A 26637-nucleotide genomic window follows, 5' to 3' on the forward strand; every position below is an offset into this window, starting at 1 on the left:
GAAAAGCCTCGAGATCGAGGCTTTTTTGGGGTTGCTACTGGATTAGAACTTGTAATTCACACCCAGGGTGATGCGCTGACCCAGCATGTCGTAGTAAGCACCTTGGTTATATACGCCTGGCTGGCGAGGTGGGGTGCGGTCAAACATGTTGAGTATGCCGGCGCGAACCTGCAATGCATCTGTGATGTTGTAACGGCTGGTCAAATCAAAAGTGGTATAAGACGGGATGTCGTTATAGTTGTTTTGATTGGGTGACCATTCGTTGTCCAGCACAGTGCCGCTGCGATAGTTGGCTGTCAGCACGGCAGAGAAGTCATTGTAGGTGTAGTCTGTGGTGAAGCGGTGACGCCAGCGTGGACGCTCCTGCTCACCCACTTCCTTGACTTCATCATCGGCGAATCCGGTAGAGTTGAATGAACGCTCTTCCAGATAAGTACTGAACAGGCGGAAGCCCCAGTCACCGAAGCTGGTTTCAAGGCGATAGTTGGCTTCAATATCGAAACCTGAAGTGATACTGGATGCCGAGTTAACCGGCTTCTCATAGTAGTTAACTATCTCATGGGTATCGGGATCACGTTCAAGCAAAGGACAGAAGTCGTTATCTAAGCTGCTGGACTGATAGCAGTACTTGACCACTTCACCACCGCTGAAGCTGTTGATCACGTTCTCCATGTCGAACTTCCAGTAATCCACCGTCAGGCTGAAGTTTTCCAGGTAAGACGGGGTGTACACAAAGCCCAGAGTGATGTCGTCTGCTACTTCGTTTTTCAGGTCCTGGTTACCCACAATAAAGCCTGGACGAGTTGAACCGTACCAGTCCTGGGAAGGTTCAAAGTCGGTCGGGATCCCTTGAGCCGCACAGTTGGCCAACACATTGTCCAGGTAATCAGGGTTGATCCTGTTCCTGAAGCTGGCAGCACAATAATCGTTGATCGTGCGGAAGGTTTGGCTGGATGGGTTGTACAGTTCGGCAATGTTAGGTGCCCGTACAGACTTTGAACGGTTGGCACGGATGCGCAGATCGTCGTTCAGCGCCCAGTTGATACCCACTTTCCAGGCTGTATCAGAGCCGGAGGTGGAGTAGTCCATGTAACGGAAAGCGGTTTCCAGCGTCAGATCCTGCACCAACATCACATCCTGCAGCAGCGGGATGGACAATTCGGCTGATGCCTCGGTCACATCAAACTCACCATAAAGTGGTTGAGACTGGTTGTTGAACAGTAAACCTTCACGCATTGCCGGATCCGGCAGGGTTTCAGCCGTTTCCTTACGGTATTCAACGCTGAATGCAGCAGCGATAAAGCCGGCTGGCAGTTCAAACAGATCGCCGCTGACAGAGGCACCGGCGACGTATTGATCTATCGATGAGCGGCGAATGGCATCTGTGCTGACCCAGTTGTAGGCGGCTTCATCATATTGGCCGCGGCCGAATACGTTCAGAGGCTTACAGCCATTGGCTCGGGCGTATTCGTCACGACATACCAGATTACCGTCGGTATCTTTAATCACATCGACAGCGTCATAGAAGCGCTGCTCGAACATTTCGCCATACCATTCGGTGTCGGCTTGAACATGGCCAACAGTGGCGTAAACGTCATAGGACCAGGTATCGGACAGCGCACCTTCAACACCCAGTGCCAAACGCGCTGTGGTTCTGTCCTGACTGTATTTACGGTTGCCGAAATCAGATGCCAGATAGCCTACGTTTACCCCAGCGCCAGCCTTGGATTCGCCGGCCGTCACCAAAGCCGCCGCTTCGGGTGAGAGCAGGGCATTGTCATCGTACAGACGGAAGTTGAGGAATGCAGGTGAACTTTCACCATAGGCTTCAGACTTGGTGTAGTTGGCCTCCATGGTAAATTTATGATCATCATTGATGTCATAGTTCATGACAGTAAAGAAATTGATCCTGTCCAGTGGCGTCTTGATGAAAGAGTTCTCGGCAAAGTTGTAGCCTTCACCACCGAGATAGTCCACCCGGCCGCTGGTCAGCGGCGGCAGTGGCTGACCCAGATCCATTGGCCGAATTTGACCGTCATCGCTGAAGGTATAACGGGTGCCGTTGGAGACAAAAGTTCCTGTCTTGCTGTATGAAGCCAGTACCTGTTGACCATAGCCCCACATTACTGCCTGCGGATCATTCGGGCCATTGGCATTCTGATTGCGAACCACAATCGGCGCTTCACGTAGGAACTCTCTGTCCATGTATGAAATCTGCCCCTGACGTGACCAACTGATGTTGGTCACAAAGTTGGCTTTACCCAAGTCAGAGCCGAAAGTCAGCGAGGCGTATTCCTCTTCACCACCATCTTCGGTAGGACGGGTGGTAGAAGCATCGATAGCCAAGCCATCAAAACTGGTTTTGGTCACTATGTTGACCACCCCGGCAATGGCATCAGAGCCATAAACTGCAGAAGCGCCACCTGTAGTAATTTCAATACGCTCAACCATGGCGGTTGGGATGTTGTTTAAATCCACGGCGCCTGAGCTTGGCGAGCCGGCTACAAAGCGCCGGCCGTTAACCAGCACCAGAGTACGGTCGGAGCCCAGTCCTCTCAGGTCAGTGTTATTTAGACCACTGGCAAAAACAGTGTTGTTGGTGGTTTCCGGTGACAGACCAACCAGAGTGTTAGGCATCTTATGCAGCAGATCTGCTACGTTGGTAACACCTGCTTCGATAAGGCCATCGCCTGTGATCACTGTGACGGGTGTTGGTGCTATCTCCCCTATACGCTTGATTTTTGAACCTGTGACTTCAATACGTTCAAATGTTTCAGGCTTATCTTCAGCATAACTGAAACCTGTACAAGCAATACTGGTTGCAGCAGCCAGAAGACCGAAGCGAACGGCCTTGGCTGTTGTAGATATGGATGTCATATCTCTCTCCTTGATTATTATTGTAAATTGCCTTGCGTGGTAATGTTTTTATTTTGTTTGTCAAATGTTTCAATGACAAAGATATGATTCAATTTAAACCTAGATTTGGCAACACTTGTCTATATTTATTAATTTAAAATTAATTTAAAATTAACATTTATAAAACAACTAAGGATGAAGAGTTAATCTATTTAAAATCAATATGTTATTTTTGCTCTTGTTGCTCTTTAAAATACATTGTTAAATATATGTTTTTATTTAAACAAAATTGTATCACCGATAATAGTAAGCAAATGTTTCTATGCATTTATAAGGTGTGTCGTGCGTTAATTAATTGAGCGTTTGCACTTGTTTGTTTTTTATACGCCTGAGTTTTTGCTGAACGGAATTAAAATAAGGGAACTTTCCGATAGGAACGGGCTCTTTAATAAGGCATGATGTGAGGGTTGCCGGTGTGTTTAATACCGGATGTGTCGTTTTTAACTCCGGGTTACCGGCTTTGCCCCAAGTGAGCAGGAAGCGCTCTTGAGACAGCTGGAGAGAACCGGCGTGAAGTTAAGGGAAGAACATGTCATTTAATCAATCTGTGAGTAGAGGCAAGAGCGAAGCGGCCCAAGAGGGAACACTGACATCCAATAACCGGGTCAGTAAAAAAGACATACGGATAAGCGCTGCACGCAGGCGAATAGAGGATATTCGTGAGCAGATGGCCTTATCCCGTGAATTGGGCGTAGGAGTGTCGGCAGATGAGCTGGACTTTGACTGACGCTAACAGCGATAAGCTTAAAAAGCCCGCATTCAAGCGGGCTTTTTGCTGATTAAGCCTGCATTGCGGTGTGATAACGCTCGAAGGCTCGCTCGAGGTCGGCAATCAAATCGTCCGGATCTTCCAAACCTATATGCAGTCTCACCAGGGGCTTGCTGCTTTCCCACTGGGTTGCCGTGCGCAATTTCTCTATACCGGATATCGCCAGAATAAGGCTCTCGAAGCCACCCCATGAAAATCCCATCTTGAAGTGCTCCATCCCTTCGACGAAGGCGGTCATCGCCTGGCGGTTACCCTCTTTCAGCACAAAGGAAAATAAGCCGTTGGCGGCGCTGAAGTCACGCAGGAAAAACTCGTGCCCCGGGCAACTGGCAAACGCCGGGTGGCGCAGGTGATCCACTTCCGGGCGCTGCGCCAGGAAATTGGCCACTTTGAGGGCATTTTTTTCATGTTGCGCCATTCTCACCCCCAGGGTTCTCAGCCCCCTGGCCGCCAGAAAGATATCGTCTGCAGAGGTGCATTGGCCCATGAGATAGCTGTTCTCCCTCAGGGTATCCCAGTGTGCTTCATTGGCGGTCGCCGTACCCAGCATCACATCCGAGTGACCCACTATGTACTTGGTAGCGGCCTGAATCGAGATATCGACGCCCATCTCAAACGGGCGACAATTGATGGGAGAGGCCCAGGTGTTGTCCAGCATGGTGACCAATTGATGCTCATGCGCGATGCGGCACAGGGTCGGCACATCCTGGACTTCCATGGTGATGGAGCCGGGAGATTCCAGAAACAGCACTTTGGTATTGGGGCGGATAAGCTCGCGGATACCGGTGCCAATCAAGGGGTCATAGTAACTGGTTTCAATCCCCAGCCCCTTGAGCAGCTTGTCGCACAGATCCCGGGTGGGCTCGTAGACACTGTCTACCATCAGCAAGTGATCACCGGCCTTCAGAAAAGACAGCAGGGCGCCACTGATGGCCGCAGAGCCTGAAGGGTAGAGCGCAGTGCCAACACCACCTTCGAGTTCGGCAATGGCCGCCTGAAAGGCAAAGTGAGTCGGGGTGCCGCGGCGGCCATAGAACATCTCCCCTTTGGCGCGATTGGCCGTGGCGTGGCGCATCTGTTCCATGCTGTCAAATACGACGGTTGATGCTCGAAACACGGGAGGATTGATCACTCCCTTGCTCCACTTTTTGTCCCGGCCGAGCGAGACCAGCTTGGTGGCTTTCTTCATGGATGCAACTCTTGTCTGTGATTGCGGGGCGAGCGCCCCTTTGAGGCATATTAACATTGAATCTTGTCATTGCCAGTGCGGCGGGCTTGAGACTTGTTCAAGTTGTCCGCGGCTTAAAGCAGCGGCAGGCTGACCCGAATTTCGACACCTGAGCCGTCGCTCAGGTTGCTGGCACTGATATGGCCGCCATGGAAGGCGGTGATAAGCCTGGCGATATAAAGTCCCAGTCCCAGATGAGGTTTGGACTGCATCGTTTGTGGCCGCACTGAGACCATGGACTCGAAGATCTGCTCGGTCATGTTTTCCGGCAACAGTGGCCCTTGGTTTTCCACCCTGAGCAGGGCCTGTTTGCCCTGCACCTTGAGGCTGATGCGGATATCGGTATCGGCTTTGCTGAACTCAATGGCGTTGGTGACCAGCTTATCCATCAGCTGGGCGACATATTCAGGCACGCCACGCATGGTCAAAGGTTCATCCGGCAACACCAGCACGAAACCTTGTTCCTTGTAAGTCATCTGATACCCGGCGACGCAGCCTGCCACAACCTTGGTCAGTGGGAATTCATCTATCTCGGCCTGGGACAGGGACTCCTCGAGCCGGGTGGCTTCGCTCATGTTGGCGAGGATCAGCCACAAGCGATTGACCCCTTCCTGGGCGCGGTCGACGTACTTGGCCGTGTCCTTGTCCAGTTGCTGCAGACTCAAGTGCTCCAATGAGCTGCGTACCACGGCCACCGGGGTTCTCAATTCGTGGGATAGCCGCGAGGACATGTTTTCCAGATAGTGGGTATATTGCCCCAATCGGTTGACGATATTGGCAAAACTGCGCGACAGATCGCCAATTTCATCGCGCACTTTTGAAGGTGGAATGGTGTCGCGAACCCGCCCCTGGCTGTCGATGGCGCGCTCGGCCTGATCCCTGAGTTTGCGAATGCGGCTGGAGATCCCGGAGGCAAACACAAACAGTGCCAGGGTTCCCATGGCCATCACGGTCAGGATCACATTGAACAGCTTCTCCAGTGCCCGGTTACGCAGGGTACGGATACCATGGGTGGTTTCCTCGGCAACCACGGCGCCCATCACCTTATCGTCAATCCAGATGGGGCTGGCCGCCGCCAACACCACCGCCTTGTTATCCGGTGTCAGGCGCCAGGTGGAGGCCATCTGGCCATTCAGCGCCCGGCGAATATGGCTACCGCCGAGTTCGGTCGAGTCCTGCAGTGAGTCGATAAAATCCATAGGCGGCTTGGTCAGCACTGTGTAGTAGATGGGGTGTAGATAGTCGTGTTCCAGTTTGCCAAAGAAGCTTTCCGGTTGCCGCTCCTCCTCGACCGAGCGGGTCCAGACACTGGAATCGGCGCGAATATCGCCCGACTTGGCCAGCACCCGGCCATGGACATCCACCACCCATATCCGCGAGCTGTTATGCCCCATACCTTTGATAATACTTTCAATTTCCGGTGATGGTACCAGAACCGTCCCCAGCTTGTCGGCGCGGTCAGTGGCCGAGGTACCAACTATGGCTTCCAGCCTGCGGCTCTTTTTGTCGTTGACATCATGAATGGCAAAACTGAGTTTACTGCCCACCATCTCCAGCGGCATTCTGAGTTCAATATTGTAACCCTTATCGGTTTTCAACCACTGGCCCTGAATGCGGACCTCTGGTGTCACCGGGGCGCTGAGCGCCGGATTTTCAGGCAACTCGAAGGCGCTGAGCCAGCCATCGTGCTTGTTGGCTATGGTGTAGCGGCGAAAACGGCCATCCGGGGCCAGGGTGGCGATAGCCAGATAGTCGTTGCGATCCACACTCAGGCTGTTGCGGCCGCGGTAAATCACCTTTGGATCCGTTACCTCGAAAAAGCCGTAAAGGTAGCCGCCATATTTACCTACCATATGGGTAAAGCTCAGCGTTGACTGGCTGTCACTCAAGCGCATCAGGGTATGCTCTTCGCCATAGGTCATGGCGCGATGGCGGTAGGCCTCCCAATCATTGAGGCGGCCATCCAGCTGAATGGGGCCGTTGAGCGGATAGGCGTAGAGATCGCGGCCCTTTTCTACTTGATTGAGGAAACTGGCCTGGCTGTCGAACAGCCTGGGTCTTTCATGCAGCGCCGTAGCCAGGGCTTGAGTAGTCCCTTCCAGGGTTTTCTCCTGGCCGTGACGCAGATATTTTTCCATCTCCCACACATACTGATAGCCAAGCCAGGGCAGGCACAGCAAAAACAGCGACAGTACCAGGGTCTTGGTTCTGAGGCCTATTGGCGGGTGATAGGAGGGAAACTTCAAGATTCGGGATCCCAGCGATAACCCATGCCATAGACGGTATCAATGCAGTCAAAGGCCGGATCGGCGGCGATAAACTTGCGCCTGATCCGCTTTACATGGGAGGTAATGGTGCTGTCATCGACATAAATCTTGGCTTCCTGCATCAATTCGGTGCGGCTGCGCACATGGCCGGGATGTTTGGCCAGGGCGTACACCATCCAGAATTCGGTCACTGTCAATTCAATCGGCTGCTGTTGCCAGTATACCTGAATTCGGTTGGCATCTATGGTGAGGGCGCCGCGCTCCATCAGGGTATCGGCCGGAGCGCTGCTGCCGGCGAGTTCGCAGCGGCGAAACAGCGCCGCCAACCGCGCCAGCAAATGGGGAAAACTGACATCTTTGCTCAGGTAATCATCGGCACCCAGACGCAGGCCACAAACCGTATCGAAGTCGCTGTCTCTGGCGGTGAGAAAAATAATCGGCAGGGTGCCCGACATCGCCCGCAGCGACTGGCACAAGGTAAAGCCACCATCGATTTCATGCTCCAGACCTATGTCAATAATGGCCAGATCCGGTAAGCGGGTGTTGAAGGCCTGCATGGCCTCGGGGCGGTTGGCGTAAGTCTGCACAGAGTAACCCTGTGATTGCAGCACATCTTTGTAGTTTTCTCTTATTGCAGCTTCATCTTCCACTATGGCAATGCGTTTCATCTGCCTCTTGTTCCTGCCGAGCCGTGAATAGCCGTGACTATACAGGATTTTAGCCGTGAAAAAAGCGATCGCTTCCAATTGCCATTTTGTTGCCACAATTGATAGCCAAAGTGCCATTTTTGCTCCCCAGACTTGCCATTTCAATGGGGTTTAATCATCTCAACGACGAGGAACGCTGCCAACTGGGCAGCAAGCTCTACAAGACAAAAGGAATCGAGATGATGAAAAAGACCCCCATAGCCTCCCTGATCATGGCATCACTGTTGCTGACTTCTTCTCTGGCGCACGCCGACAGCCAGCCAAACTTACCGACTCAGGAGAGAGACCACAACGAAGAGTTGGTTGGCTTTGGCACAGGCGCACTGCTGGGCGCCGTGGTTGGGGGACCTGTGGGGGCTGTTATCGGTGCCTTCACCGGCGGCATAGTGGGTAAGTCTGTGGGCGATGACGAGCAGCTCAAGAGTCAGCAGCAACAGCTGGCCGAGCAAACCGAACAACTGGCGAGTCTCAGTGAGAAGCAGCGAGCACTGAAGGAGTTATCGTTGCAATACGCCGATGCCCAGAGCCGTCTTAATGCGCTTTCCCGCGACCGGGCTACCCAGCTCGAAGAGTTGATAGTGGGTATGAATGTGCAGTTTCGTACCGGCACCGCCGAAATCGAACCCCACTTTGCCCGCCAGCTGGACGATTTGGCCTATGCCATGAGCCTGTCGCCTGAGCTGATGTTGGATCTGACCGGTTACGCCGATCGCCGTGGTAATTCTGATTACAACCAGACGCTGTCTGAACAGCGAGTTGAGGCGGTGAAAAGCTATTTGGTTAGCCAAGGCGTTGCCGAAGAGCGTTTGCAAACCCAGGCTTTGGGTGCCAGTTCTCCCCTCAGTGCCAAACAGAGCCGCGAGAGTGACTTCTTTGACCGTCGGGTCACGCTGAAATTGCAGACTCAGGGAGCTGCTCTGGCAGCCAATCAACAAAGCGGTAATTGAGAGGGAGCGACAAAATGAATATGGATATCCCTCGGCAGGAAAACGAGCAGTTTCAGAGAATGCCCGCCGCCAGTCACAGCGATTCTGATACTTATTTATGCAGGGCCGTCAACGCCCTGCAATTTTCAGGCTTTGCCCTGCTGGCACTGCTGGTGTTTAACCTGGTGAGCTCGGTTGAAGCCTGGGCCGAGAATGGTCCCCAATTTGCCGAAGAGCCTGCAAGTGTCCAGGCTCAGGAAGGTACCCTTCAACTGATTGATAATCCGCAATGGCCAGGTGCCGGGGTGCTCGCTTTTGGCGACACTCAGGCCCCGGCACTGGCAACCGAAGTCAGCATGAGCATCAGTGGCTGGAGTAACAGAGTCAGCGTCACCCAGTCATTCACCAATGATACCCAGGAGTGGATCCACGGCCGTTACCTGTTCCCGCTGCCCAATGAGGCGGCGGTGGACAGCATGCAGCTGAGAATAGGTGAGCGGATCATCGAGGGGGTTATTCAACCAAAGGAAGAGGCCAAGCGCACTTTTGAGCAGGCCAAGGCTCAGGGCAAGCGCGCCAGTTTACTGAGTCAGGAGCGGCCCAACCTGTTCACCACTCAGGTGGCTAATTTGGCCCCGGGGGAAACCCTTAAAGTCAGCTTCAGCTACCAGCAGGCATTGGATTACCGTAATGGTCAGTTTAGCCTGCGCTTTCCCATGACCCACACGCCCCGTTATCTGCCTCAAAGCATGCTGCAAAGCTTCAAGGGTGTGGAGGAGGCGGCGCGGTTGCTGAGTCCTGTGATTGAAGCCGCGGGCCTTGAAAAGATGTTTGCCGGTACAGATAGCGAAAGCTCTGATCTTAAAAGCTCCCAAGCGCAAAGCCCCCATGCGCACAACGGTGGCCAGGAGAATCGCCTCAGTTTGGATATTATCCTGGATGCCGGTTTTCCCTTGCTGTCGCTGGAATCCCCTTATCATGCTATTTCTCAACAAACCCTGAGTGATGGCCGTATTCGGGTGCAGTTGCAACAAGACAATACCAAGGCCGACAGCGACTTTGTGTTGCAATGGCAAGCGGATCCGGGCGTTAAGCCCGCAGCGGCGCTGTTCAGCCAGCAAGGCCAGACCCATACCCCAGCACCTTCTTTAGCGCAGGCCGAAGGCCAAGCTGCCAGGGATGAATACAGTCTATTGATGTTGATGCCTCCACAGAGCAAAGAGGTGGCCAAGCCCTTGCCCAGGGAGCTTATTCTGGTGATAGATACTTCGGGCTCCATGGGGGGAGATGCAATTGTTCAGGCCAAACAGGCATTGCTGTATGCCTTGAGCAGTCTCAAACCGGAGGACAGTTTCAATGTTGTTGAATTCAACTCTGCAGTGCAAACCATGGCGGCCAACTCTTTGCCGGCGACGGCCCACAATATAGGTCGGGCGCAGCAGTTTATTCGCGCCCTGGAAGCCAACGGTGGTACCGAGATGGCCAAGGCGCTTGAGCTGGCATTGAACAATGATTTTGCCGCTCAAAATAACATTGGTTCGCAAGGTGAGAGTAAGGCGCTCAGGCAAGTGATTTTCATGACAGATGGCGCCGTAGGCAATGAACAGGCGCTGTTTGAACTGATTAAAGACAGGCTCGGCGACAACCGTCTGTTTACCGTAGGTATAGGCAGTGCCCCCAACTCCCACTTTATGCAGCGCGCCGCCGAGCTGGGGCGTGGCAGCTTTACCTATATTGGCAAGATGCAGGAGGTGGAGCAAAAGGTGGTTGCCTTGCTGGAAAAAATCTCTGCTCCCAGGATCACAGATGTGTCACTGCGCTACCCTGACGGCACAGTGCCGGATTACTGGCCGGCACAAATCCCGGATCTCTATCAGGGTGAGCCGGTATTGGTGAGCATCAAACAGCGTAGCAATGCCCACAAGGCAGTTATCGTATCCGGTCTTATCGATGGCCAATTCTGGCAGCAGGAGCTGGCGCTCAATGCCAAGGCTGAGCCCAAAGGGCTGGATCTCATCTGGGCCGGAAAACAGATAGCCGCGCTGGAGCTGGCCAAAGATGCTGCCAACAGTGAACGCATTGAACGCCAGGTCACAGCGCTGTCGCTGAAGTACCACTTGGTCAGTCCGTACACCAGCCTGGTTGCAGTGGATGTCACCCCGGTCAATCCGGACGCCGCGACGACCCGGGAAGGGCAAGTGGCCAGTCATGCGCCCAAGGGCTGGCAGGGTAAGTTGCCGCAGACCGCCACCGACAGCCGGCTGATGTTGCTGCTGGGGTTGGCAAGTTTGCTGGCGGCGCTGATGCTGGCGGCTTTCCCCAGGGCCTTTGGCCGCCGTGCTTGTGAGGAGGCGGGGCGATGAGCCAGGCTCATCAGGCCCTGACAGCAGGCGCTATGCCCTTGGTCAATAGGGGGCGCTTTAGCGATATCTGCTCAATAGTGATAGTGGTTCTGGTCGTGGCGGGTTCGGCCATGCTGTTTAAAGGAGGATATATGCAAGCCAAAGCCATGTTCGCCCAGTTTTTGATTGAAAAGGCCTGGGCCAAGAGTCTGACTGACGGCCAGGCACACAAACCCTGGTCCTGGGCCGATACCCACCCCACGGCCAAATTGTGGATAGGCAAGCATGAGCCACTCTATGTGCTGGCCGGGGCCAGTGGCCGTAATCTGGCCTTTGGACCGGCGCAGATGCTCTCGGGAGCCAGCGCCGGAGAGACAGGCAATACAGTGATTGCCGGTCACCGGGATACCCATTTCGCGATTCTGGCCGGGGCCAGGGTGGGGCAGGAGATCCGCTTGCAGGGCATGGATGGCCAGATCCATTTTTATCGAATACGGGCTACCGCAGTCGTGCATGAATCTGAGACACGTTGGTTGATGGGCAGTGATGAGCGGCTATTGACGCTGATCACCTGTTATCCCTTCGACAGCCTGAGCGGCGGCGCCGAGCTTAGATTTGTGGTGCAGGCAGAAGCCTTGCAGACGCTGGCGGTTTCAGCCTGATATCGGCATCACCCGATTGCGGCCCAAACGCTTGGCTTCATAGAGCAAGGTGTCGGCGCGTTCGGTAAGGGATTGGCGGGTATCCAGTTGCTGCCACTCGGCAACCCCGAAGGAGGCGCTGATATTGCTTATGAGCTGGCCCTTGCGCCTGTCTCTGACGCTAACCTTCTCCAGTGCCCGTCTCATGGCTTCGGCCAGTTGGCGGGCTACTCTCAGCTGACTGGTCGGCACCAGAATAGCGAACTCTTCACCACCGAAACGATACAACTTGGTGCCGTCACGGCAACTATCCTGCAGACGCTTGGCCACCGCCTTGAGCACCTGGTCCCCCAAAAGATGCCCATATTCATCGTTGAAACGCTTGAAGTGATCCACATCCACCAGAATAAGGCAGCAGCCCTTCGGCGACTGACTCAACAAGCTATCGAAGTCGGCATCGAAGGCACGGCGGTTAAGGCAGCCGGTGAGGGCATCAAACAATATGTCTTTTTCGGTGTTTTGCAGCTGTAGCCGCAGACTGTCTATCTCCTGCTGGGCCTTGCTCAGTTGCGAGCTCAAATAATCCGTGCTGCTGCGAATATCATCCGAGTCTTTCACCAGGGCTCGGACCATGCCCATTACCTGCTCAAGATCCATGGCGTCCTGATCCAAGCGGCTGATACGGCCAAAGTTACGCTCGATTTTGGCGCGAAAACTGTCGGCATCGCAGCTGGTATCCTTGAGTGACTGAGACAGCTCGGTCGCTATCGCCTCCATACTCTGGCGCATATCTCTGACATCCAGTTCATCTTCCGGGGCCAGATGATGACGGTAGAGGAGTTCCGCCGTGGAGGGCGGACAGGTGTTGTACTGGCTGACGGCTTCATCCAGGCTGGCATTGAGTGCCGGGTTGCGCTCGCTGACATAGGCATACCAGAGCGCATAGTTGACCGGCGTTGTCGGTATCTGATGTTTTAACATCAACGGCAAGGCTTTTTTCAGGTATTGGGCGGCTTGTTGAAGCAGAGTCATGGCCATAGGGGAACTCATTGTCAATGCAATTACCTATTCAGCTTGACATAAATTAAGCCGCTTGTGGATCCAAAGGCTCACAGAATGTCACCTTGTTGCGCTGATTGCCGAATGCTGCCCCGCTGTTACAATGGCTGAACAAAATAGATAATAGCAAGGAATGAAGTCGTGAAATTTACCTCTGTGTGTGGCCTGTTGGCCACACTGTTAACGCCGGCTCTGGCGTTGGCCGCCCCCTTTGAACTGGATGAATCCAGCTATCGCCAGGATGTGAAAACCCTTGCCAGCGATGCTTTTGGAGGCCGTGCGCCTCTGTCGGCCGGTGAACAGCTGACCTTGGATTACCTTACCGAGGCCTTCAAGGAGATGGGGCTTGAGCCCGGGTTTGGCAACAGTTACCTGCAAGCCGTGCCCATGGCCAGGATCACTGCAGATCAGAATATGCAGCTTAAGCTGGGCTCAATGAGTTTCAGCAACGGTGAGGAGTTCACCGCCCGCACTCAAAGAGTGACGCCCAAGGTGGAGCTGCAAGACAGCGAGGTGGTATTTGTCGGCTACGGTATCAATGCCCCGGAATACGGTTGGAATGACTTTGAAGGCCTGGATGTTCGTGGTAAGACGCTGATTGTGCTGGTCAATGATCCTGGCTTTGCTACTCAGGATCCCATGATATTCAAGGGCAATGCCATGACCTATTACGGTCGTTGGACCTATAAATATGAAGAAGCGGCCCGCCAGGGCGCCGAAGCCGTGTTTATTGTGCATGAAACTGCGCCCGCCGCTTACGGTTGGGGAGTGGTGCGTAACAGCAACACCAATACCAAGTACACCCTGGTGGATAAAGACAACAACGCATCATCGGTTGGCGTGATGGGGTGGATCCAGCACGATAGCGCCAAGAAGCTGTTCAGCCAGGCGGGTCTGGACTTTGATACCTTGAAGCAACAGGCGGTCAATAAAGGCTTCAAGGCGGTGCCGTTGAAACTCAAGGCCAATCTGACCTTGAACAACAAGATAGAACTGGCGCAATCCCACAATGTGGCGGCCTTGTTGCCTGGAACCGAGCACAAAAATGAATACTTGGTGATGCACGCTCACTGGGATCACCTGGGAAAGACCATTGAAGATGGCAAGGAAGTGGTGCTCAACGGCGCTGTGGATAACGCCTCAGGTGTGGCCGGTGTTCTGGCACTGGCAAAGCATTTCAAACAGCAAAAGGGCATTGATGCCCCGAAACGCTCGATTCTGTTCAGCGCTTTTACTGCCGAGGAAACCGGACTCATTGGCGCCCAGTACTTTGCCGAAAATCCTCCGGTTCCCACCAAGCAGCTGGTGGCATTTCTCAATATAGACGGCATGAATATGGGTAAAGGCGTGGATTACATCCTGCGTTATGGTGAGGGTGTGTCAGAGCTGGAGCAGTATTTGAATGATGCTGCCAAAGGGCAGGGACGCAACGTCAAGGCCGATCCCCGGCCGCAAAATGGCTTGATGTTCCGCTCGGACCATTTCGCTCTGGCCAAGGAAGGGGTACCCGGCTTGCTGTTTATGAGTTTGGGGGATACAGACCCGGATTATATTGCCCATAAATATCATAAGGCAGCCGATGATTATGACCCAAGCTGGAGTCTGGATGGGGTTCGGCAGGACTTGGCCTTGATAAGCGATATTCTGGCGCGGTTGGCCAATAACAATGACTGGCCCCAATGGCTTGAAGACTCGGACTTCAAGAAGCGCCGGGCTCAGGATCAGCGCTGAGTTTGGTGGCAGGTGTGACTCAAAAAGGGTTACACCTGTCCATGCTTCTTGTCACTTGAAAGCGTAATTAATTGAATGCCTTTGTTTTTCATGGCTGCTCGACACAGGCATGCACCAGAAAACTGGAGTGGAAGTATTTGGGAATGTATTTGGACAGCAGATAATTGAAGAAACCTACTCGTTTCCACTCTTTGAAATCGGCGTAATGCGCGACTGAAATCACCTTTAGCTTTCCATGCCATTGCTCAATCTCCCGTGGCGAGTCGAGCGCCAACTTAAAACCGGCACCGGCATATTTTACGCTGTCGTGGTTATCTGAATTGTCCCTCATCCAGCGACTGATACCGTCGAATAGAATATGGCAACCAGGAAAGCTGCTGGCCAGTTCTTGAAGCAACTGTTGTACCTGACAATTGTCGAAGTACATCAGCAGGCCTTCAGCAATAAAAACAAAGGTTGCGCCCTGATGACGGGCATTGAGTTCATCCATCCAATCGCTATCAAATACAGAAGCACTGATGCATGTCTCACAACTGTCCGCAGGAAGGAGCTGCTCTCTGAGGGCAATCACTTCAGGCAGATCCAGGTTGTAAAACGAGGCCTTGTCCTCCATCGTGTTTCCCATCAGCATTTGAACCCTCTGAAAGCGGGCATCGAGCCCGGCTCCGAGGTTGACTACAACACAGGACTGTGCCGTAGCGATAATATCCGCCGTGAGTCTGTCAAAGTAACCCGCGCGGATGGCGACCCCTACTGAGCTCAATACAGATTGGTCAAAACTTGAGAAGTCATAATCAAATTGTTCGATAAGCGCGCAGGCCCAAGGATCTGAGAAGAAGGCATCTTTCAGTTTGGATTGGCACGATTTCATATAGAGCGGGATAAAAAGTGTTTGGGCGATAGGATCATTTAGCCCTGTGACTGCCAGCTTGTTACTCATCTTTGCCTCCTCCCTCATCCTTTCTGTTAAATGATAACCATTATCAGATGCGTAACTGTGAGCAAGAGTGGATTTTTATCAAACTCACTTTTTGAGAGGCTTGGCAGGCGAGAGGACTGGAATACTTGGTGATTGTCGGCAAAAGATAGTGGATGACAGCTTTGACTCGAGCTGCCAATAAGCGACTATGGTCAGGGAAAGGGGGCAGGAAAAAGCGTCAGGAAAAAGCGTCAGGAAAAAGCGTCAGGAAAAAGCGTCAGGAAAAAGCGTGATTGTACCGTCAAGCGGAGAACAAGTTCAGAAACGGTAGCTGATCGATAACATAGGGCCGATAAAACTATAGTAGAGGTTGTAGTCGGCCACTTTTACCGCGGCGTCCGATGCGCTCTGACGCACATCCACATCCACTTTGTAATAGTTATAGGCCAAGGTGATGTCCCAACGATCACTCAGGGTGGTTTTCATGCCGGCTCTGATATCGACCAGTGAGCCCTTGAGATCATCAAGGCGCACGGAAAAATATTGGGCATGCAAATTAAATTGCCAACCGGGTGCCAGCTCATAGTCACCAAAGAGGCCAATATTCGGCAAAGGTGCGGTAACGCTTTCATCCACCAGTCTGGGAATGGGCTGGGCGCTGCAGATATTGCCGCTGAGCTCTGAGGTGGCACAGGCCCCGATTGAACCTTCGAAGCTGCTTTCAATGAACATGGTATGCAGCCCTACACTGACCCCTATGTTATAGCCGTTGCCTTGAAACAGATCATAGCCATAGCCGATACGGGCGATATCGATATTGAGCGTGGTGCCCAGCTGGCCACCGGCCTTGACATCATAGACGGTATCGTCAATCTGGATCTGAAATGGCCGACTGACCGCTTGAGTTTCGGCACTGCGGTGCAGTTGTTTCCAGTCAAAATAGATGTGGTGCCTATCGTTGAAACGGTATCCCAATTCAAACAGAGGCAGAAACTCGTTTTCCGCCAACTGCAGATCAGACTCAAAATCCAGATCGAAATCATTGCCGACCAAGGGATCGGTAACTTGCATATTGGTGTCGGACTGAGAGTAGAAACCACCAATATTCAAGCTCCACTCACCGGCTTGGGCTTGGGTAGTGGCGCAGCAGAGCAGGGCGAGTGTCAGCGACAGTCTCAAACCTGAATTGTTAATAGAGTGTGGTGTCAACAATGGGTAATCTCTTTTCGTTACTCAGATAATCCAAGTGCCTTCTCAGAGATTCCTTTTCCGGGATAAATCGGCACGTGCGCGGTTTGAGTGCTTGCCGGCTGTAGCTTGCAGGATGACACTTCTTGTATTTTCGAATGCTGAAAATCCGCGCGACTGCAGAGAGTCTAAACCAGAATGATGGTTTTTGTGAATAGAATGTTTACAAATGTGTGGTTTTTTATGATCTACCACAAAAAAGCGCCCCATAAAGGAGCGCTTCAGTCTGATATTAAAGCTTGTGTTCGGATCAGGCCTCGGACTCGCTGCTGTCGCTTTTCTTGGAGTCCTTGTTGAACATGCCCAAACGGATACGGATAAAGTGCAGTATTTGTGCTGCTATATCCAGGTGAAGGCAGGACTCCAGTCCTTCAAAGCCCGGCGAGGAGTTGGCCTCGCAAATCTTGTAGTGACCGTTGTCAAACAGCAGATCTATCCCGGCAACATCCAGATCCAGTATGTTGGCTGTCTGGGTTGCCAGCCACTCTATTTCAGGTGTGACCGCAAAGGGGCTGGCTGAGCCACCGGCGCTGACATTGGCTTTGAAACTGTCCTCTTGGCCGCGTCTCTCGTAGCAACCCGCTACCCGGCCACCTATGGTGAAGACTCGCAAGTCCCGGCCATGACTGTTGGAGATAAACTCCTGCAGAATGATGTTGGCATTCTTGTTGGTGGCCTCGATAAGCTGCATCAGATCATCGAACTCACGTGCCTTGTGTGACAGAAATACGCCGCTGCCTTGCGAGCCGGACAGTGTCTTGATCACCACAGGGAAACCCAAGTGGCGTTCAACCAAGTCAACATCGACCGGGAATTTTACCAACATGGTCTTGGGCGTTGGCAGATTCTTTTCGGCCAACAGTTGTTGGGAAAACAGCTTGTCCTTAACGGTTTCTATCGCCTTGGAAGAGTTAAGGCAATAAACGCCAAGACGCTCCAGATGGCGGATAATCGCCAAGGCAAAATAGGTGGTACCCGATCCCATACGAGGAATAATAAAATCGGGCAACTCTACTGGTTGCCCGTTCAGTAAAATACTCTTGTTGTCCTCTCGGGTCACTGTAAGGTCAAACTCATCGGGAGCATAGACCTCAAGTTCGATATTGTCGGCCTTGGCGGCCTCCAACAATCGGTTAATCTCATACAATTCAGGTTTTAGCTGAGTCGCGGTCTCTTTATATAAAATCCAACCACGCATTTAGTCGCAAACCCTAATTTTCATTGGTCATCCTCAAGTTCAGGCTCATCCTGAACATCGTCATCTATCATATCGTCAAGATACTCAGCATCGGCCTTTTTCACCAAAGTGGTGCCGACAACTGCGTAGAAAGGCTTCCCTGAAGCCAACTTGACATACTTTACCCAGATCTTTTCCAACAAGCTACCGGGAGCGGAATTTCCGCGGACAACTTCAACAAAATGACTCTCCTCCGGGTTACGGGGGGCTTGGCGTCCCTCTGCCAGAGCTTTCATGGCAACGCCATGTTTTTCGAGTAATTCTGCTTCGTTGTAAGTAAAATCCCCACTGCGGCGAAAGCCTTTGGGGAAGTTCTTGTCGTCATAGAAACGGCGTTCGCTGACGAAACTCTCATTGGCGGCTTGTTGCATAGACGCACTTTGCAGTGCCGATGGTGAAGGAGTCGTGGTCAACATGGCGATATTCCTTACAAAATGGTTCTTGAGGAGATTTGCAAGCAGAGTATTGGCTAGTATGATTGATTTATAAATCAAAAAAATTTGTCTATGACGATAAAGAATTTTTTATGGACACGGATTTACTCAAGACATTTCTGGAAGTTTCCCATACCCGCCATTTTGGGAAGGCCGCCGAGAACCTCTATTTGACCCGTAGCGCAGTATCTTTCAGGGTTAAGCAGCTGGAGAGTATTCTCGGCGTCGAGCTGTTTGAGCGGCAGCGAAACAACATACAACCGACCCCGGCCGGGGTGCGGATGCTGGCGCATGCCGAAGCGGTACTGACCGCTTGGGAGCGGGCCAAACAGGATATCTCCTTGAGTGAGCACCAGTCGGTACAATTGGTTATCGGTGCGGCGCCCAATATCTGGGACGCTTATCTGCAGGGATATATGCAAGGCTTACATCAGGGGCTTGCCGGAGTGGCGCTGCGCACCGAAATTCTGGCACCGGCGGCCATGACCAAACAGTTGATGGACCGAACGCTGGATCTGGCCATTGCCTTCGATCCCCCTAAGCTGGAAGAGTTTGAGTTGTTGCAGATAGGGGAGGTGTCGCTGCATCTGGTGAGCACAGAGGTGGCTTCCTCCGTCGATGAACTGACGGACAGGCATTACATCAAGGTCGATTGGGGCACGGCATTCAATATCCAACATGCCAGAGACTATGCCGAGTTACCCATTCCTGTACTGCATACCGGCTCGGCTCGTATTGCGCTGGACTTTCTGCTCAATAATGGTGGCAGTGCATTTTTGCCGCAAAACATGATTGAACCTTATCTGGCGAAAGGGGAGTTGTTTGTGATTGATGATAAGACACCGCTCAGGCGCAATGTTTACGTAGCCTACTTGCCGGGCAACGACCGCCTGGAGCAGATACTGCAAGCGGTCAACTACCTCAGAAGTCAGTTCTAAACTTGGCCGGGCATTGAGCGTTTTGCCTTGATGCCCGGTTGCCTTACTACTGAAGCATTCAAAATACCAAAGCGTGCATCAACATACCAAAGCGCTTTAGAACACCAGAGGCCAGATAACCACGGCCCAGGTCAGGCCGCATAAACACAGGCTGATAAAGACCGCCGCCGAGGCAATATCTTTGGCCTGGCCACTCAAGGGGTGAATTTCATCACCCACTCTGTCGACCACGGCTTCAATGGCCGAATTCAACAGCTCGGTAATGATGACAATAAATACCGTCGCTATCAGCAGTATTTTTTCTGTCTTGGCCACATCCAGATATAACGCCAGCGGGATCATTAACAATGCCAGTACGGCTTCCTGGCGAAAGGCGGCTTCATGTTTCCAGGCTGAGCATAAGCCCTTGATGGAAAAGCCGGTGGCGCGGAAAATGCGTTTCAGTCCGTGATTGTTGGCGGGTTTCATATTCTCTCAATTCTTGATCTGTGGCTAAGGCCGGTTGCTGTATAAAGACCCGCTGAACCGTGAAAGGTTCCTGGGTTAATGGGGTTGCAACTTGTCGCTTCCTTTATTGACCTCGCGTTGGTCACTCGTGACTAGTTTGGCTATTAGTGCAGTGGCGCTGAGGTTTCCAAGGTGCGGCGGCATTATAGCAGCTCATCTTACCGCTGATATAACAGTTACTGCACCTACCACGGGTGTTTGGCCGTTATTATGGCATGGTGGGAGGTTTGGCAAAGCGGGTAGGGCCGTTTCGATAATCGTTAAACTAGTTGTCACCATAACCGCCACGACTTTCTATACTCTTGGTAGTTTTGATCTTTGTAGTTTTGGTCTCTGCTATAGGATGTAGCAGGCAATTGGCCGATAGCCAGGGAGGGCTTATGCAATATCTGCAATCGTTACCGACAACAGCATACCTTAAACGTTTTCCGGCCATGCTGTTACTGCTGCAAACTTTTCTGCTGGCCTTGTCTTTTATGCTCTCGTTTCCGGCGGCCGGTGATAGAGAATTACCGGCCCCGGAGCTGGCCGGTCGTTGGCAACAACAAAAGGCCGATATCAAGGATTTTCTTGTCAGTGAAAAACTCGATGGTGTCCGCGCCAGATGGGACGGCAGGCGTTTGCTGAGCCGCTCGGGCAGAGTGATTCCTGCACCAATTTGGTTTGTGAAGGACTTTCCTGCCGTGGCACTCGAAGGAGAGCTTTGGGGCGGCTATCACAGCTTTAATACTGCATCGCTGCTGGCCAGAGGTTTAGGCGAAGCAGACTCCTGGCGCCAGCTGGGTTTTTATCTGTTCGATGCCCCCGGGCTGAAAATGGCTTTTGCTGAACGTTATCAGGCGTTCAAGCAGTATCACCAACTGACCCCTTATCTCTATGTCATCGAGCAGCGGCGTCTGAGCAGCACGCAAGAGTTACATCTGTGGTTACAACAGGTGGTGGCCAAAGGGGGCGAAGGCCTGATGGCGCACCGCATCGATGCCATGTATCTGGCGGGGCGCAGTGATGCCTTGTTAAAACTCAAACCTGTGGAAGATGCCGAGGCGCGAGTACTGGCGATACTTCCGGGAAAGGGCAAGTATCAAGGCATGATGGGCGCCTTGCTGGTGCAAACCGAGGCTGGGGTAAGCTTTCGTCTGGGAACAGGTTTCACCGATGCCGAGAGGGCTTCACCGCCACTTCCCGGAACCTGGGTGACCTTTGCTTTCTCCGGGCTGACCTCGGGCGGCAAGCCTAGGTTTGCCCGCTTCCTTAGGGTAAGATCCGACTATCGACTCAGTTTCCCGGCAGAGGCTATTGAGGCAAAAGTCTCTGCGGCCGACCCGGATGCAGAACGCAATCCTGCCGTGTCAGCCAATAAGGAACCTTAAGGTGGAATTTCAAAGTGTGCCAAGTGTCAGTGAGGGTGAAATCAACCGTATCTTGATGGTTTGTATGGGCAATATCTGCCGCTCACCAAGTGCTGAAGCTGTAGCCCGGGCCAAGGCTCAGGCCATGGGACTGACACTGGAGTTGGATTCTGCCGGCACCATAGGTTATCACTCAGGGGAGTCGCCGGACAGGCGCGCCCGCGCCGCCGGTGAGCGGCGCGGGCTGGATTTTTCAGGGATCAAAGCCCGGCAGGTGTGCGCGCGGGACTTTGCTCATTTCGATCTTATTCTGGCGGCCGATCGTGAGAATCTTCAGGCCCTATATGAGGCTTGTCCGCAGATTTACAAACACAAGCTGGCCTTGATGCTGGACTTTGCCGATACTCCCATCAGGGAAGTTCCGGATCCTTACTATGGTGGCGACAGCGGCTTTGAGCAGGTTTTGGATCTGTTGGAGTTAAGCATTGCTGGGCTGTTTGCCAGGATCCAGGCCGCCAGGCCCAGGAGTATCCCGCCGGCGCGGTGAGCGGTTCTGCAAAGGACTTAAGTCATAAAGCTTATGCGGAATTTAGTTGGATAATTGGTTGGATAAGTGACATACAAAAACAGACCACAATGGCGGCCTGTTTTCGCTAAGCTTGTTTCTTGAGGGTAACTTAACCCTGATGGCGTTTGCCGGAGCGCTTCAGCCTGTCGGCTTCTTTCTTTGCCTGCTTCAGGGCCTCTTTCTCCGCCAGCAGCTTGGCCACTTCGACCTCTTCTGCCTGGGCCATTTCCGGCGTTTCCAGTGACAGCTGGCCGATTTTCCCTGAGCGGAACTCATGTAGCAGCAGTTCCGAGGCCTTGTGTAAATCGATATGACCGCCGCTTCTGAGGGCGCCGCGCCTGCGGCCTATCTCTTCGAGCAGTTCGATGTCGGTGGCGGGCAGGGAGGTCAGCTTATAACGCTCCATCATCGCCTCCGGGTAGGCATGCAGGAAGTAAGCTGCGGCAAACAGGGCCACATCCTCATATTCCATGGCGGTGTCCTTGATGGCACCTGTGACCGCCAGGCGATAACCCGAGGCTTCATTGTCCACTTTGGGCCAAAGGATCCCCGGCGTGTCGGACAGCACTATGCCGTTTTTAAGGTTGATCCTTTGCTGCGCCTTGGTCACCGCAGGTTCATTACCTGTCTTGGCAATCACCCGGCCGGCCAGGGTATTGATGATGGTGGACTTGCCCACATTGGGGATGCCCATGATCATGGTGCGAATATCCTTGAGCGCACCTTCGCTCACGGGAACCAGTTTGCGGCACAGCTCGGGGATCTTTCTGACCATGGCAGGTTGCAGGGTAGTGATGGCTTGTGCCCGCACTCCTTGTTCCTGCTCCAGGTACTCAATCCAACGATTGGTTATCTCGGGATCGGCCAGATCAGACTTATTCAGCAACTTGATACAAGGCTTGTCCTGGCGCAGCTTGGCCACCATGGGGTTTTCACTGCTGTAAGGTATTCGGGCGTCCAGCACTTCGATCACCAGATCTATCTGAGGCATCACCTCTTCTATCTCTTTGCGGGCCTTGTGCATGTGTCCCGGATACCATTGAATCGCCATCTATTGCTTATCCTGCTGAAAACTGAAAAAAAGAGCGCTATTGTAGCATTCCGAACTGAAAAAAGCGCCCGCAGGCGCTAGATAACCCCAAGTTCGCGCAGGCGCTCCATCAGGTAGCTGTCGGCGGTATAGCGCTCTGACAGCACTACGTCGGGGCGAGGGTGCAGGAACAGCGGCAGTGAGATCCGCGACTTGCTCATATCGGCACCTTCCGGATTGATCACCCTATGAGTGGTCGATGGGAAGTAACCGGCGGAAGCCTCCTGGAGCATATCGCCTATGTTAATGATAAGGTTGCCAAAATCGCTGGGAACATCCAGCCATTCTCCATCGAGGCTTTTCACCTGTAGCCCGGGCTCGTTGGCGGCGGGCAATACGGTAAGCAGGTTGATATCCTCATGGGCGGCGGCGCGAATGGCGCCCGGGGTCTCATCACCTGTCATTGGCGGATAATGCAGTACCCGCAGTAGCGTCTTGTGGCTATTGGCTATCATTTGCGACAGCGCAGTGCGGTAGTTGGCTGCCACCTCGGCAGGCGAGTGCGCCTCGACCCAGTCCAGAAGCTCGGCGGCCAGCGCATTGGCTTCTTGGTAGTAGGTGAGGATGTTGTCCTGCAATTGCTCAGGAATGCGGCCCCAGGGGTAGACGTGAAAGTACTCTTTGATGTCTTTGACCGTATGGCCTTTGGCGGTTTCTGAAATGCTCGCAGGAAAGAAACCATCCTGGGTTTCCGGCTTGAACATGAAGGCCTGTTTTTCTTCACTGTTGAAGAACTCCTGCCAGTCGCGGTAGATATCCTGCACCAACTGTTGTGAAATAGGGTGGTTGCGCAACACGCCAAAGCCGGTGCTGCGCAGGGATTCTACAAAGCGCTCGGCAGCATCTGCGGCGCGATAGTCTATGGTTTCCAGTTTCATCATCATCTTTCTTGGTTATTTTTATTGACCCGATACTCGTGTCTCTAAGGACATTTTGTTGGCAGTCGGGTGACCCGGGCGCAAGTCTACCTTGATGTCTTTATAGGGGCAACGTAAAGTGATCCAAGTCACTTTTATGGCTCTGTGTAACTAGAGTGAACGGTAACCACTGCAATTCGGGTCTTATGGGTTACGCAGAGCAATCGAGGAGCGTTAAATGAAACCCCTGAACGAGTTTGAGCGTTATGTCATAGAGGAAAAAGGCACAGAGCGCCCTTTCAGTGGAGAGCTGTATCAACACAATGCCAAGGGGCGATATCTGTGCCGTAAATGCGGTGCCCCCTTGTATTTGTCCGAGCATAAATTCAATGCCCATTGTGGTTGGCCCGCCTTTGACGATGAAATCTTTGGTGCCGTCACCCGGATACCCGACGCCGATGGTCGCAGAACAGAAATCGTTTGCAGTCAATGTGGTGGTCATCTGGGACATGTGTTTGAAGGAGAGGGGTTAACCGCCAAGAATTTGCGACATTGCGTCAATTCTGTCTCCATGGTCTTTGAGGCCATAGATGATGCCGAGGCTCAGCAGCCGACAACTGAAAAGCGTTTGGAGACGGCCACCCTGGGCGGCGGCTGTTTCTGGTGCTCAGAAGCGGTATTTCTAAGCTTGGCCGGGGTTACGCAAGTGACTTCCGGCTATGCCGGCGGCGCGGCAAAAGATGCCAACTACAAGGCGGTATGCAGCGGCGCAACCGGCCATGCCGAAGTGGTGCAGATAGTTTTTGACCCCACTGTCATCAGCTATGCCGAGCTGTTGGAAGTGTTCTTTGCCAGTCATGATCCCACCACCTTGAATCGCCAAGGCAACGATGTGGGGCCTCAGTATCGTTCGGTGATTTTCGCACACTCGGATAAGCAGATTGAGACGGCGTCCTCCATGATTAAGGCGCTGGATGAGGAAGGCGTCTTTAGCGCGCCGATAGTGACAGAGTTGACCGCCTTTGATGGTTTCTATCCGGCGGAGAACTATCATAACGACTATTTTGCGCTCCATGGTGAGCAGCCCTATTGTGCCTTGGTGATTAAACCCAAGCTGGATAAGGTGCGACGGCGTTTCAGTGCCAAGCTGAAGTAGAATAAAAAAACGGCAAGCCTCAGCTTGCCGTTTTTCTATGGTCTGGACAGTGTTAATTTACGAGTCTAACTTGTCGTCGGCAATCTTGTATCTGGGATCTTCAATCAGATTGACTTCCACCAGATCGCCGGCCTTGTGCAGCAACTGCTTGCAGTCGTTGGAAAGATGACGAAGATGCAGGCGTTTGCCTTGGTTCACATAGCGCTCGGCCAAGGTGTCTATGGCATCGAGAGCCGAGTGGTCACAGACCCGGGATGACTGGAAGTCGACCACGACATCCTTGGGGTCATTGTTGGCATCAAACAACTCAAGGAACGAAGCCGCCGAGCCGAAAAACAGTGGGCCATTGAGGCGGTAAACCGCCCAACCGTTGGCATCTATACTCTTTTGAGCACTGATCTGTTTGGCATGCTCCCAGGCAAATACCAGCGCAGATACTATCACCCCGACAAATACCGCAATCGCCAAATCGGTAAATACCGTCACCACAGTCACCAGCACGATAACAAAGGCATCGTGCTTGGGCACCTTGCGCATTACTTTAAAGCTGGCCCATTCAAAGGTTCCCAGTACCACCATAAACATGACCCCGACCAAGGCGGCCAGTGGGATCATCTCGATAAAGGCGGCGGCAAACAGAATAAAGCACAGCAAGGTGAGGGCGGCGGTGATCCCGGAAAGACGACCGCGGCCCCCTGAGTTGATGTTAATCATCGACTGACCAATCATGGCGCAGCCACCCATGGCACCGAAAAAGCCACTGGTGACGTTACCCACGCCTTGGCCGACACATTCCTTGTTGCCACGGCCGCGAGTCTGGGTCATCTCATCGACCACAGTCAGGGTCAGCAGAGACTCAATCAGGCCAACAGCTGCCAGGATAACGGCATAGGGCGCTATGATATAAAGGGTTTCCAGGTTGAAGGGCACGGCCGGAATGGCAAAGCTTGGCAGTGTGCCGGCGATAGTTGCCTCAGGATTACCGCTCATATTGCGCAAATAATCGAGCACGTTGCGGGTATCCAAATCCAGGCCCACCACCAGAGCGGTTACTGCCAGTATGGCCACCAGGGATGAAGGCACGGCTGTGGTCAGCTTAGGCAGAAAATGTATGATAGCCATAGTCATGGCTATCAGCGCCAGCATCAGCCAGATATCTGCACCGGGTAACCAGGCCATCTCCTCTTCGCCGACTTTGACCTGAAATTGCCCCAGTTGCGCCAGGAATATGACTATGGCCAGGCCGTTGACGAAGCCTATCATTACAGGATAAGGCACTATGCGAATGAACTTACCAAGACGCAGTGCTCCGGCGGTAATTTGAATTATTCCGGCCAGCACTACGGCGGCAAACAGATAGCTGACGCCGTGGGACACCACCAGACTGGTCATGACCACGGCCATCGCGCCGGTGGCGCCAGATATCATGCCGGGACGGCCGCCGATGAGAGCCGTGATCAGTCCCATAATAAAGGCGGCATAAAGGCCCACCATAGGCTCTACTTTAGCGACGAAGGCAAAGGCTACCGCTTCGGGCACCAGCGCCATAGCAACCGTTAGGCCGGAGAGTATATCCGCCTTGTGACTGCTGGTTTTATGGCGTATCAGTTCAAACATTCAGCTTGGGATCCCATCTTGAGGGTTAAAAACAAAGTTGCGCATACTAGCAAAATTTCTGTTGTGACAGAAGTGTGAAGCAGATCAAAATAAAAAAACCATGCCCTCGGGCATGGTTTTTTCTCAGCAAC

22 protein-coding genes are annotated in these 26637 nt (G+C 53.0%); 9 read left to right on the forward strand and 13 right to left on the reverse strand.

Annotation, left to right across the window (positions count from 1 at the left end):
* Nucleotides 1-42 precede the first annotated feature (42 nt).
* Nucleotides 43-2877 carry a TonB-dependent receptor plug domain-containing protein gene (locus ON072_RS02775; protein WP_045283744.1) on the reverse strand — a complete coding sequence of 945 codons (2835 nt, stop codon included), beginning with the start codon at nt 2875-2877 and terminating at the stop codon, nt 43-45.
* Nucleotides 2878-3445: 568 nt separating this feature from the next.
* On the opposite strand from ON072_RS02775, the gene ON072_RS02780 reads away from it, so the two are divergent.
* Nucleotides 3446-3643 carry a PA3496 family putative envelope integrity protein gene (locus tag ON072_RS02780; protein WP_025009524.1) on the forward strand — a complete coding sequence of 66 codons (198 nt, stop codon included), beginning with the start codon at nt 3446-3448 and terminating at the stop codon, nt 3641-3643.
* A gap of 52 nt (nt 3644-3695) precedes the next feature.
* On the opposite strand, the gene ON072_RS02785 is transcribed toward ON072_RS02780, so the two are convergent.
* From ON072_RS02785 to pdsR, 3 genes are all read right to left on the reverse strand, one after another.
* Complete coding sequence (locus ON072_RS02785; RefSeq protein ID WP_044734353.1) at nt 3696-4874, reverse strand: cystathionine beta-lyase; 1179 nt, start codon at nt 4872-4874, stop codon at nt 3696-3698.
* A gap of 113 nt (nt 4875-4987) precedes the next feature.
* The gene (pdsS, locus tag ON072_RS02790; RefSeq protein WP_025009525.1) at nt 4988-7159 is read right to left on the reverse strand and encodes a proteobacterial dedicated sortase system histidine kinase; all 2172 of its coding nucleotides are present in this window, start codon (nt 7157-7159) and stop codon (nt 4988-4990) included.
* On the reverse strand, nt 7156-7848 hold the full coding sequence (pdsR, locus tag ON072_RS02795) for a proteobacterial dedicated sortase system response regulator (RefSeq protein WP_025009526.1): 693 nt from the start codon (nt 7846-7848) through the stop codon (nt 7156-7158). The genes pdsS and pdsR overlap by 4 nt, the downstream gene beginning before the upstream one ends.
* A 218-nt stretch (nt 7849-8066) precedes the next feature.
* Here pdsR and pdsO point away from each other — a divergent pair, with 218 nt between their 5' ends.
* Genes pdsO through ON072_RS02810 form a run of 3 tightly spaced genes read left to right on the forward strand, consistent with a single transcriptional unit; the run spans nt 8067 to nt 11817 of the window.
* Nucleotides 8067-8834, forward strand: coding sequence for a sortase-associated OmpA-like protein PdsO (gene pdsO, locus ON072_RS02800; protein ID WP_101094910.1), 768 nt, complete (start codon nt 8067-8069; stop codon nt 8832-8834).
* 14 nt (nt 8835-8848) lie between these two features.
* Nucleotides 8849-11176, forward strand: a complete 2328-nt coding sequence (locus ON072_RS02805) for a marine proteobacterial sortase target protein (protein WP_167714690.1) — start codon at nt 8849-8851, stop codon at nt 11174-11176.
* A 32-nt stretch (nt 11177-11208) separates the two neighbouring features.
* Entirely contained in the window at nt 11209-11817 is a 609-nt protein-coding gene (locus tag ON072_RS02810) for a class GN sortase (protein WP_144224857.1), read from the forward strand.
* On the opposite strand, the gene ON072_RS02815 is transcribed toward ON072_RS02810, so the two are convergent.
* On the reverse strand, nt 11809-12834 hold the full coding sequence (locus ON072_RS02815; RefSeq protein ID WP_101058841.1) for a GGDEF domain-containing protein: 1026 nt from the start codon (nt 12832-12834) through the stop codon (nt 11809-11811). The genes ON072_RS02810 and ON072_RS02815 overlap by 9 nt on opposite strands.
* Nucleotides 12835-12996: 162 nt before the next feature.
* Here ON072_RS02815 and ON072_RS02820 point away from each other — a divergent pair, with 162 nt between their 5' ends.
* On the forward strand, nt 12997-14586 hold the full coding sequence (locus ON072_RS02820; RefSeq protein WP_025888395.1) for a M28 family metallopeptidase: 1590 nt from the start codon (nt 12997-12999) through the stop codon (nt 14584-14586).
* 88 nt (nt 14587-14674) lie between these two features.
* On the opposite strand, the gene ON072_RS02825 is transcribed toward ON072_RS02820, so the two are convergent.
* The 4 genes from ON072_RS02825 to ON072_RS02840 form a co-directional block, all read right to left on the reverse strand.
* Nucleotides 14675-15526 carry a class I SAM-dependent methyltransferase gene (locus ON072_RS02825; RefSeq protein WP_025888396.1) on the reverse strand — a complete coding sequence of 284 codons (852 nt, stop codon included), beginning with the start codon at nt 15524-15526 and terminating at the stop codon, nt 14675-14677.
* A 297-nt stretch (nt 15527-15823) separates the two neighbouring features.
* Nucleotides 15824-16717, reverse strand: coding sequence for a hypothetical protein (locus ON072_RS02830; RefSeq protein ID WP_373455040.1), 894 nt, complete (start codon nt 16715-16717; stop codon nt 15824-15826).
* A 286-nt stretch (nt 16718-17003) separates the two neighbouring features.
* A complete protein-coding gene (locus ON072_RS02835) occupies nt 17004-17951 on the reverse strand; it encodes an ATP-grasp domain-containing protein (RefSeq protein ID WP_025009532.1) in 948 nt (315 codons plus the stop codon).
* A 20-nt stretch (nt 17952-17971) separates the two neighbouring features.
* On the reverse strand, nt 17972-18406 hold the full coding sequence (locus tag ON072_RS02840) for a DUF413 domain-containing protein (RefSeq protein ID WP_208146885.1): 435 nt from the start codon (nt 18404-18406) through the stop codon (nt 17972-17974).
* A 110-nt stretch (nt 18407-18516) separates the two neighbouring features.
* Here ON072_RS02840 and hdfR point away from each other — a divergent pair, with 110 nt between their 5' ends.
* Nucleotides 18517-19362 (forward strand): HTH-type transcriptional regulator HdfR, encoded by an 846-nt coding sequence (gene hdfR, locus ON072_RS02845; RefSeq protein WP_100144079.1) that lies wholly within the window; start codon nt 18517-18519, stop codon nt 19360-19362.
* 96 nt (nt 19363-19458) lie between these two features.
* Here the strand turns inward: hdfR and ON072_RS02850 are convergent, their stop codons facing one another.
* Entirely contained in the window at nt 19459-19830 is a 372-nt protein-coding gene (locus ON072_RS02850; protein ID WP_025888399.1) for a diacylglycerol kinase, read from the reverse strand.
* 419 nt (nt 19831-20249) lie between these two features.
* Here ON072_RS02850 and ON072_RS02855 point away from each other — a divergent pair, with 419 nt between their 5' ends.
* Nucleotides 20250-21239 (forward strand): DNA ligase, encoded by a 990-nt coding sequence (locus ON072_RS02855; protein WP_245003305.1) that lies wholly within the window; start codon nt 20250-20252, stop codon nt 21237-21239.
* Between the two features lie 55 nt (nt 21240-21294).
* On the forward strand, nt 21295-21765 hold the full coding sequence (locus ON072_RS02860) for a low molecular weight protein-tyrosine-phosphatase (protein WP_245003319.1): 471 nt from the start codon (nt 21295-21297) through the stop codon (nt 21763-21765).
* A gap of 130 nt (nt 21766-21895) precedes the next feature.
* Here the strand turns inward: ON072_RS02860 and ylqF are convergent, their stop codons facing one another.
* Both ylqF and ON072_RS02870 read right to left on the reverse strand, forming a co-directional pair.
* Nucleotides 21896-22837, reverse strand: a complete 942-nt coding sequence (ylqF, locus tag ON072_RS02865) for a ribosome biogenesis GTPase YlqF (protein WP_025009538.1) — start codon at nt 22835-22837, stop codon at nt 21896-21898.
* Between the two features lie 77 nt (nt 22838-22914).
* Nucleotides 22915-23754, reverse strand: coding sequence for an isopenicillin N synthase family dioxygenase (locus ON072_RS02870; protein ID WP_025009539.1), 840 nt, complete (start codon nt 23752-23754; stop codon nt 22915-22917).
* A gap of 217 nt (nt 23755-23971) precedes the next feature.
* Here ON072_RS02870 and ON072_RS02875 point away from each other — a divergent pair, with 217 nt between their 5' ends.
* On the forward strand, nt 23972-24889 hold the full coding sequence (locus ON072_RS02875) for a bifunctional methionine sulfoxide reductase B/A protein (protein WP_123116229.1): 918 nt from the start codon (nt 23972-23974) through the stop codon (nt 24887-24889).
* A gap of 57 nt (nt 24890-24946) precedes the next feature.
* Here the strand turns inward: ON072_RS02875 and ON072_RS02880 are convergent, their stop codons facing one another.
* Entirely contained in the window at nt 24947-26506 is a 1560-nt protein-coding gene (locus ON072_RS02880; protein ID WP_028779322.1) for a SulP family inorganic anion transporter, read from the reverse strand.
* Between the last annotated feature and the right edge of the window lie 131 nt (nt 26507-26637).

It is taken from the genome of Shewanella sp. K8, assembly GCF_028823715.1.
GTDB classification, from domain to species: domain Bacteria; phylum Pseudomonadota; class Gammaproteobacteria; order Enterobacterales; family Shewanellaceae; genus Shewanella; species Shewanella algae.

Coding starts and splice junctions, on each gene's coding strand:
- ylqF (WP_025009538.1), bottom strand. CDS start 22,837: ATGGCGATTCAATGGTATCCGGGACACATGCACAAGGCCCGCAAAGAG.
- pdsO (WP_101094910.1), top strand. CDS start 8,067: ATGATGAAAAAGACCCCCATAGCCTCCCTGATCATGGCATCACTGTTG.
- ON072_RS02785 (WP_044734353.1), bottom strand. CDS start 4,874: ATGAAGAAAGCCACCAAGCTGGTCTCGCTCGGCCGGGACAAAAAGTGG.
- ON072_RS02870 (WP_025009539.1), bottom strand. CDS start 23,754: ATGAAACTGGAAACCATAGACTATCGCGCCGCAGATGCTGCCGAGCGC.
- pdsR (WP_025009526.1), bottom strand. CDS start 7,848: ATGAAACGCATTGCCATAGTGGAAGATGAAGCTGCAATAAGAGAAAAC.
- ON072_RS02825 (WP_025888396.1), bottom strand. CDS start 15,526: ATGAGTAACAAGCTGGCAGTCACAGGGCTAAATGATCCTATCGCCCAA.
- ON072_RS02880 (WP_028779322.1), bottom strand. CDS start 26,506: ATGTTTGAACTGATACGCCATAAAACCAGCAGTCACAAGGCGGATATA.
- ON072_RS02780 (WP_025009524.1), top strand. CDS start 3,446: ATGTCATTTAATCAATCTGTGAGTAGAGGCAAGAGCGAAGCGGCCCAA.
- hdfR (WP_100144079.1), top strand. CDS start 18,517: ATGGACACGGATTTACTCAAGACATTTCTGGAAGTTTCCCATACCCGC.
- ON072_RS02775 (WP_045283744.1), bottom strand. CDS start 2,877: ATGACATCCATATCTACAACAGCCAAGGCCGTTCGCTTCGGTCTTCTG.
- ON072_RS02855 (WP_245003305.1), top strand. CDS start 20,250: ATGCAATATCTGCAATCGTTACCGACAACAGCATACCTTAAACGTTTT.
- ON072_RS02860 (WP_245003319.1), top strand. CDS start 21,295: ATGGTTTGTATGGGCAATATCTGCCGCTCACCAAGTGCTGAAGCTGTA.
- ON072_RS02875 (WP_123116229.1), top strand. CDS start 23,972: ATGAAACCCCTGAACGAGTTTGAGCGTTATGTCATAGAGGAAAAAGGC.
- ON072_RS02805 (WP_167714690.1), top strand. CDS start 8,849: ATGAATATGGATATCCCTCGGCAGGAAAACGAGCAGTTTCAGAGAATG.
- ON072_RS02835 (WP_025009532.1), bottom strand. CDS start 17,951: ATGCGTGGTTGGATTTTATATAAAGAGACCGCGACTCAGCTAAAACCT.
- ON072_RS02815 (WP_101058841.1), bottom strand. CDS start 12,834: ATGGCCATGACTCTGCTTCAACAAGCCGCCCAATACCTGAAAAAAGCC.
- ON072_RS02840 (WP_208146885.1), bottom strand. CDS start 18,406: ATGTTGACCACGACTCCTTCACCATCGGCACTGCAAAGTGCGTCTATG.
- ON072_RS02810 (WP_144224857.1), top strand. CDS start 11,209: ATGCCCTTGGTCAATAGGGGGCGCTTTAGCGATATCTGCTCAATAGTG.
- ON072_RS02850 (WP_025888399.1), bottom strand. CDS start 19,830: ATGAAACCCGCCAACAATCACGGACTGAAACGCATTTTCCGCGCCACC.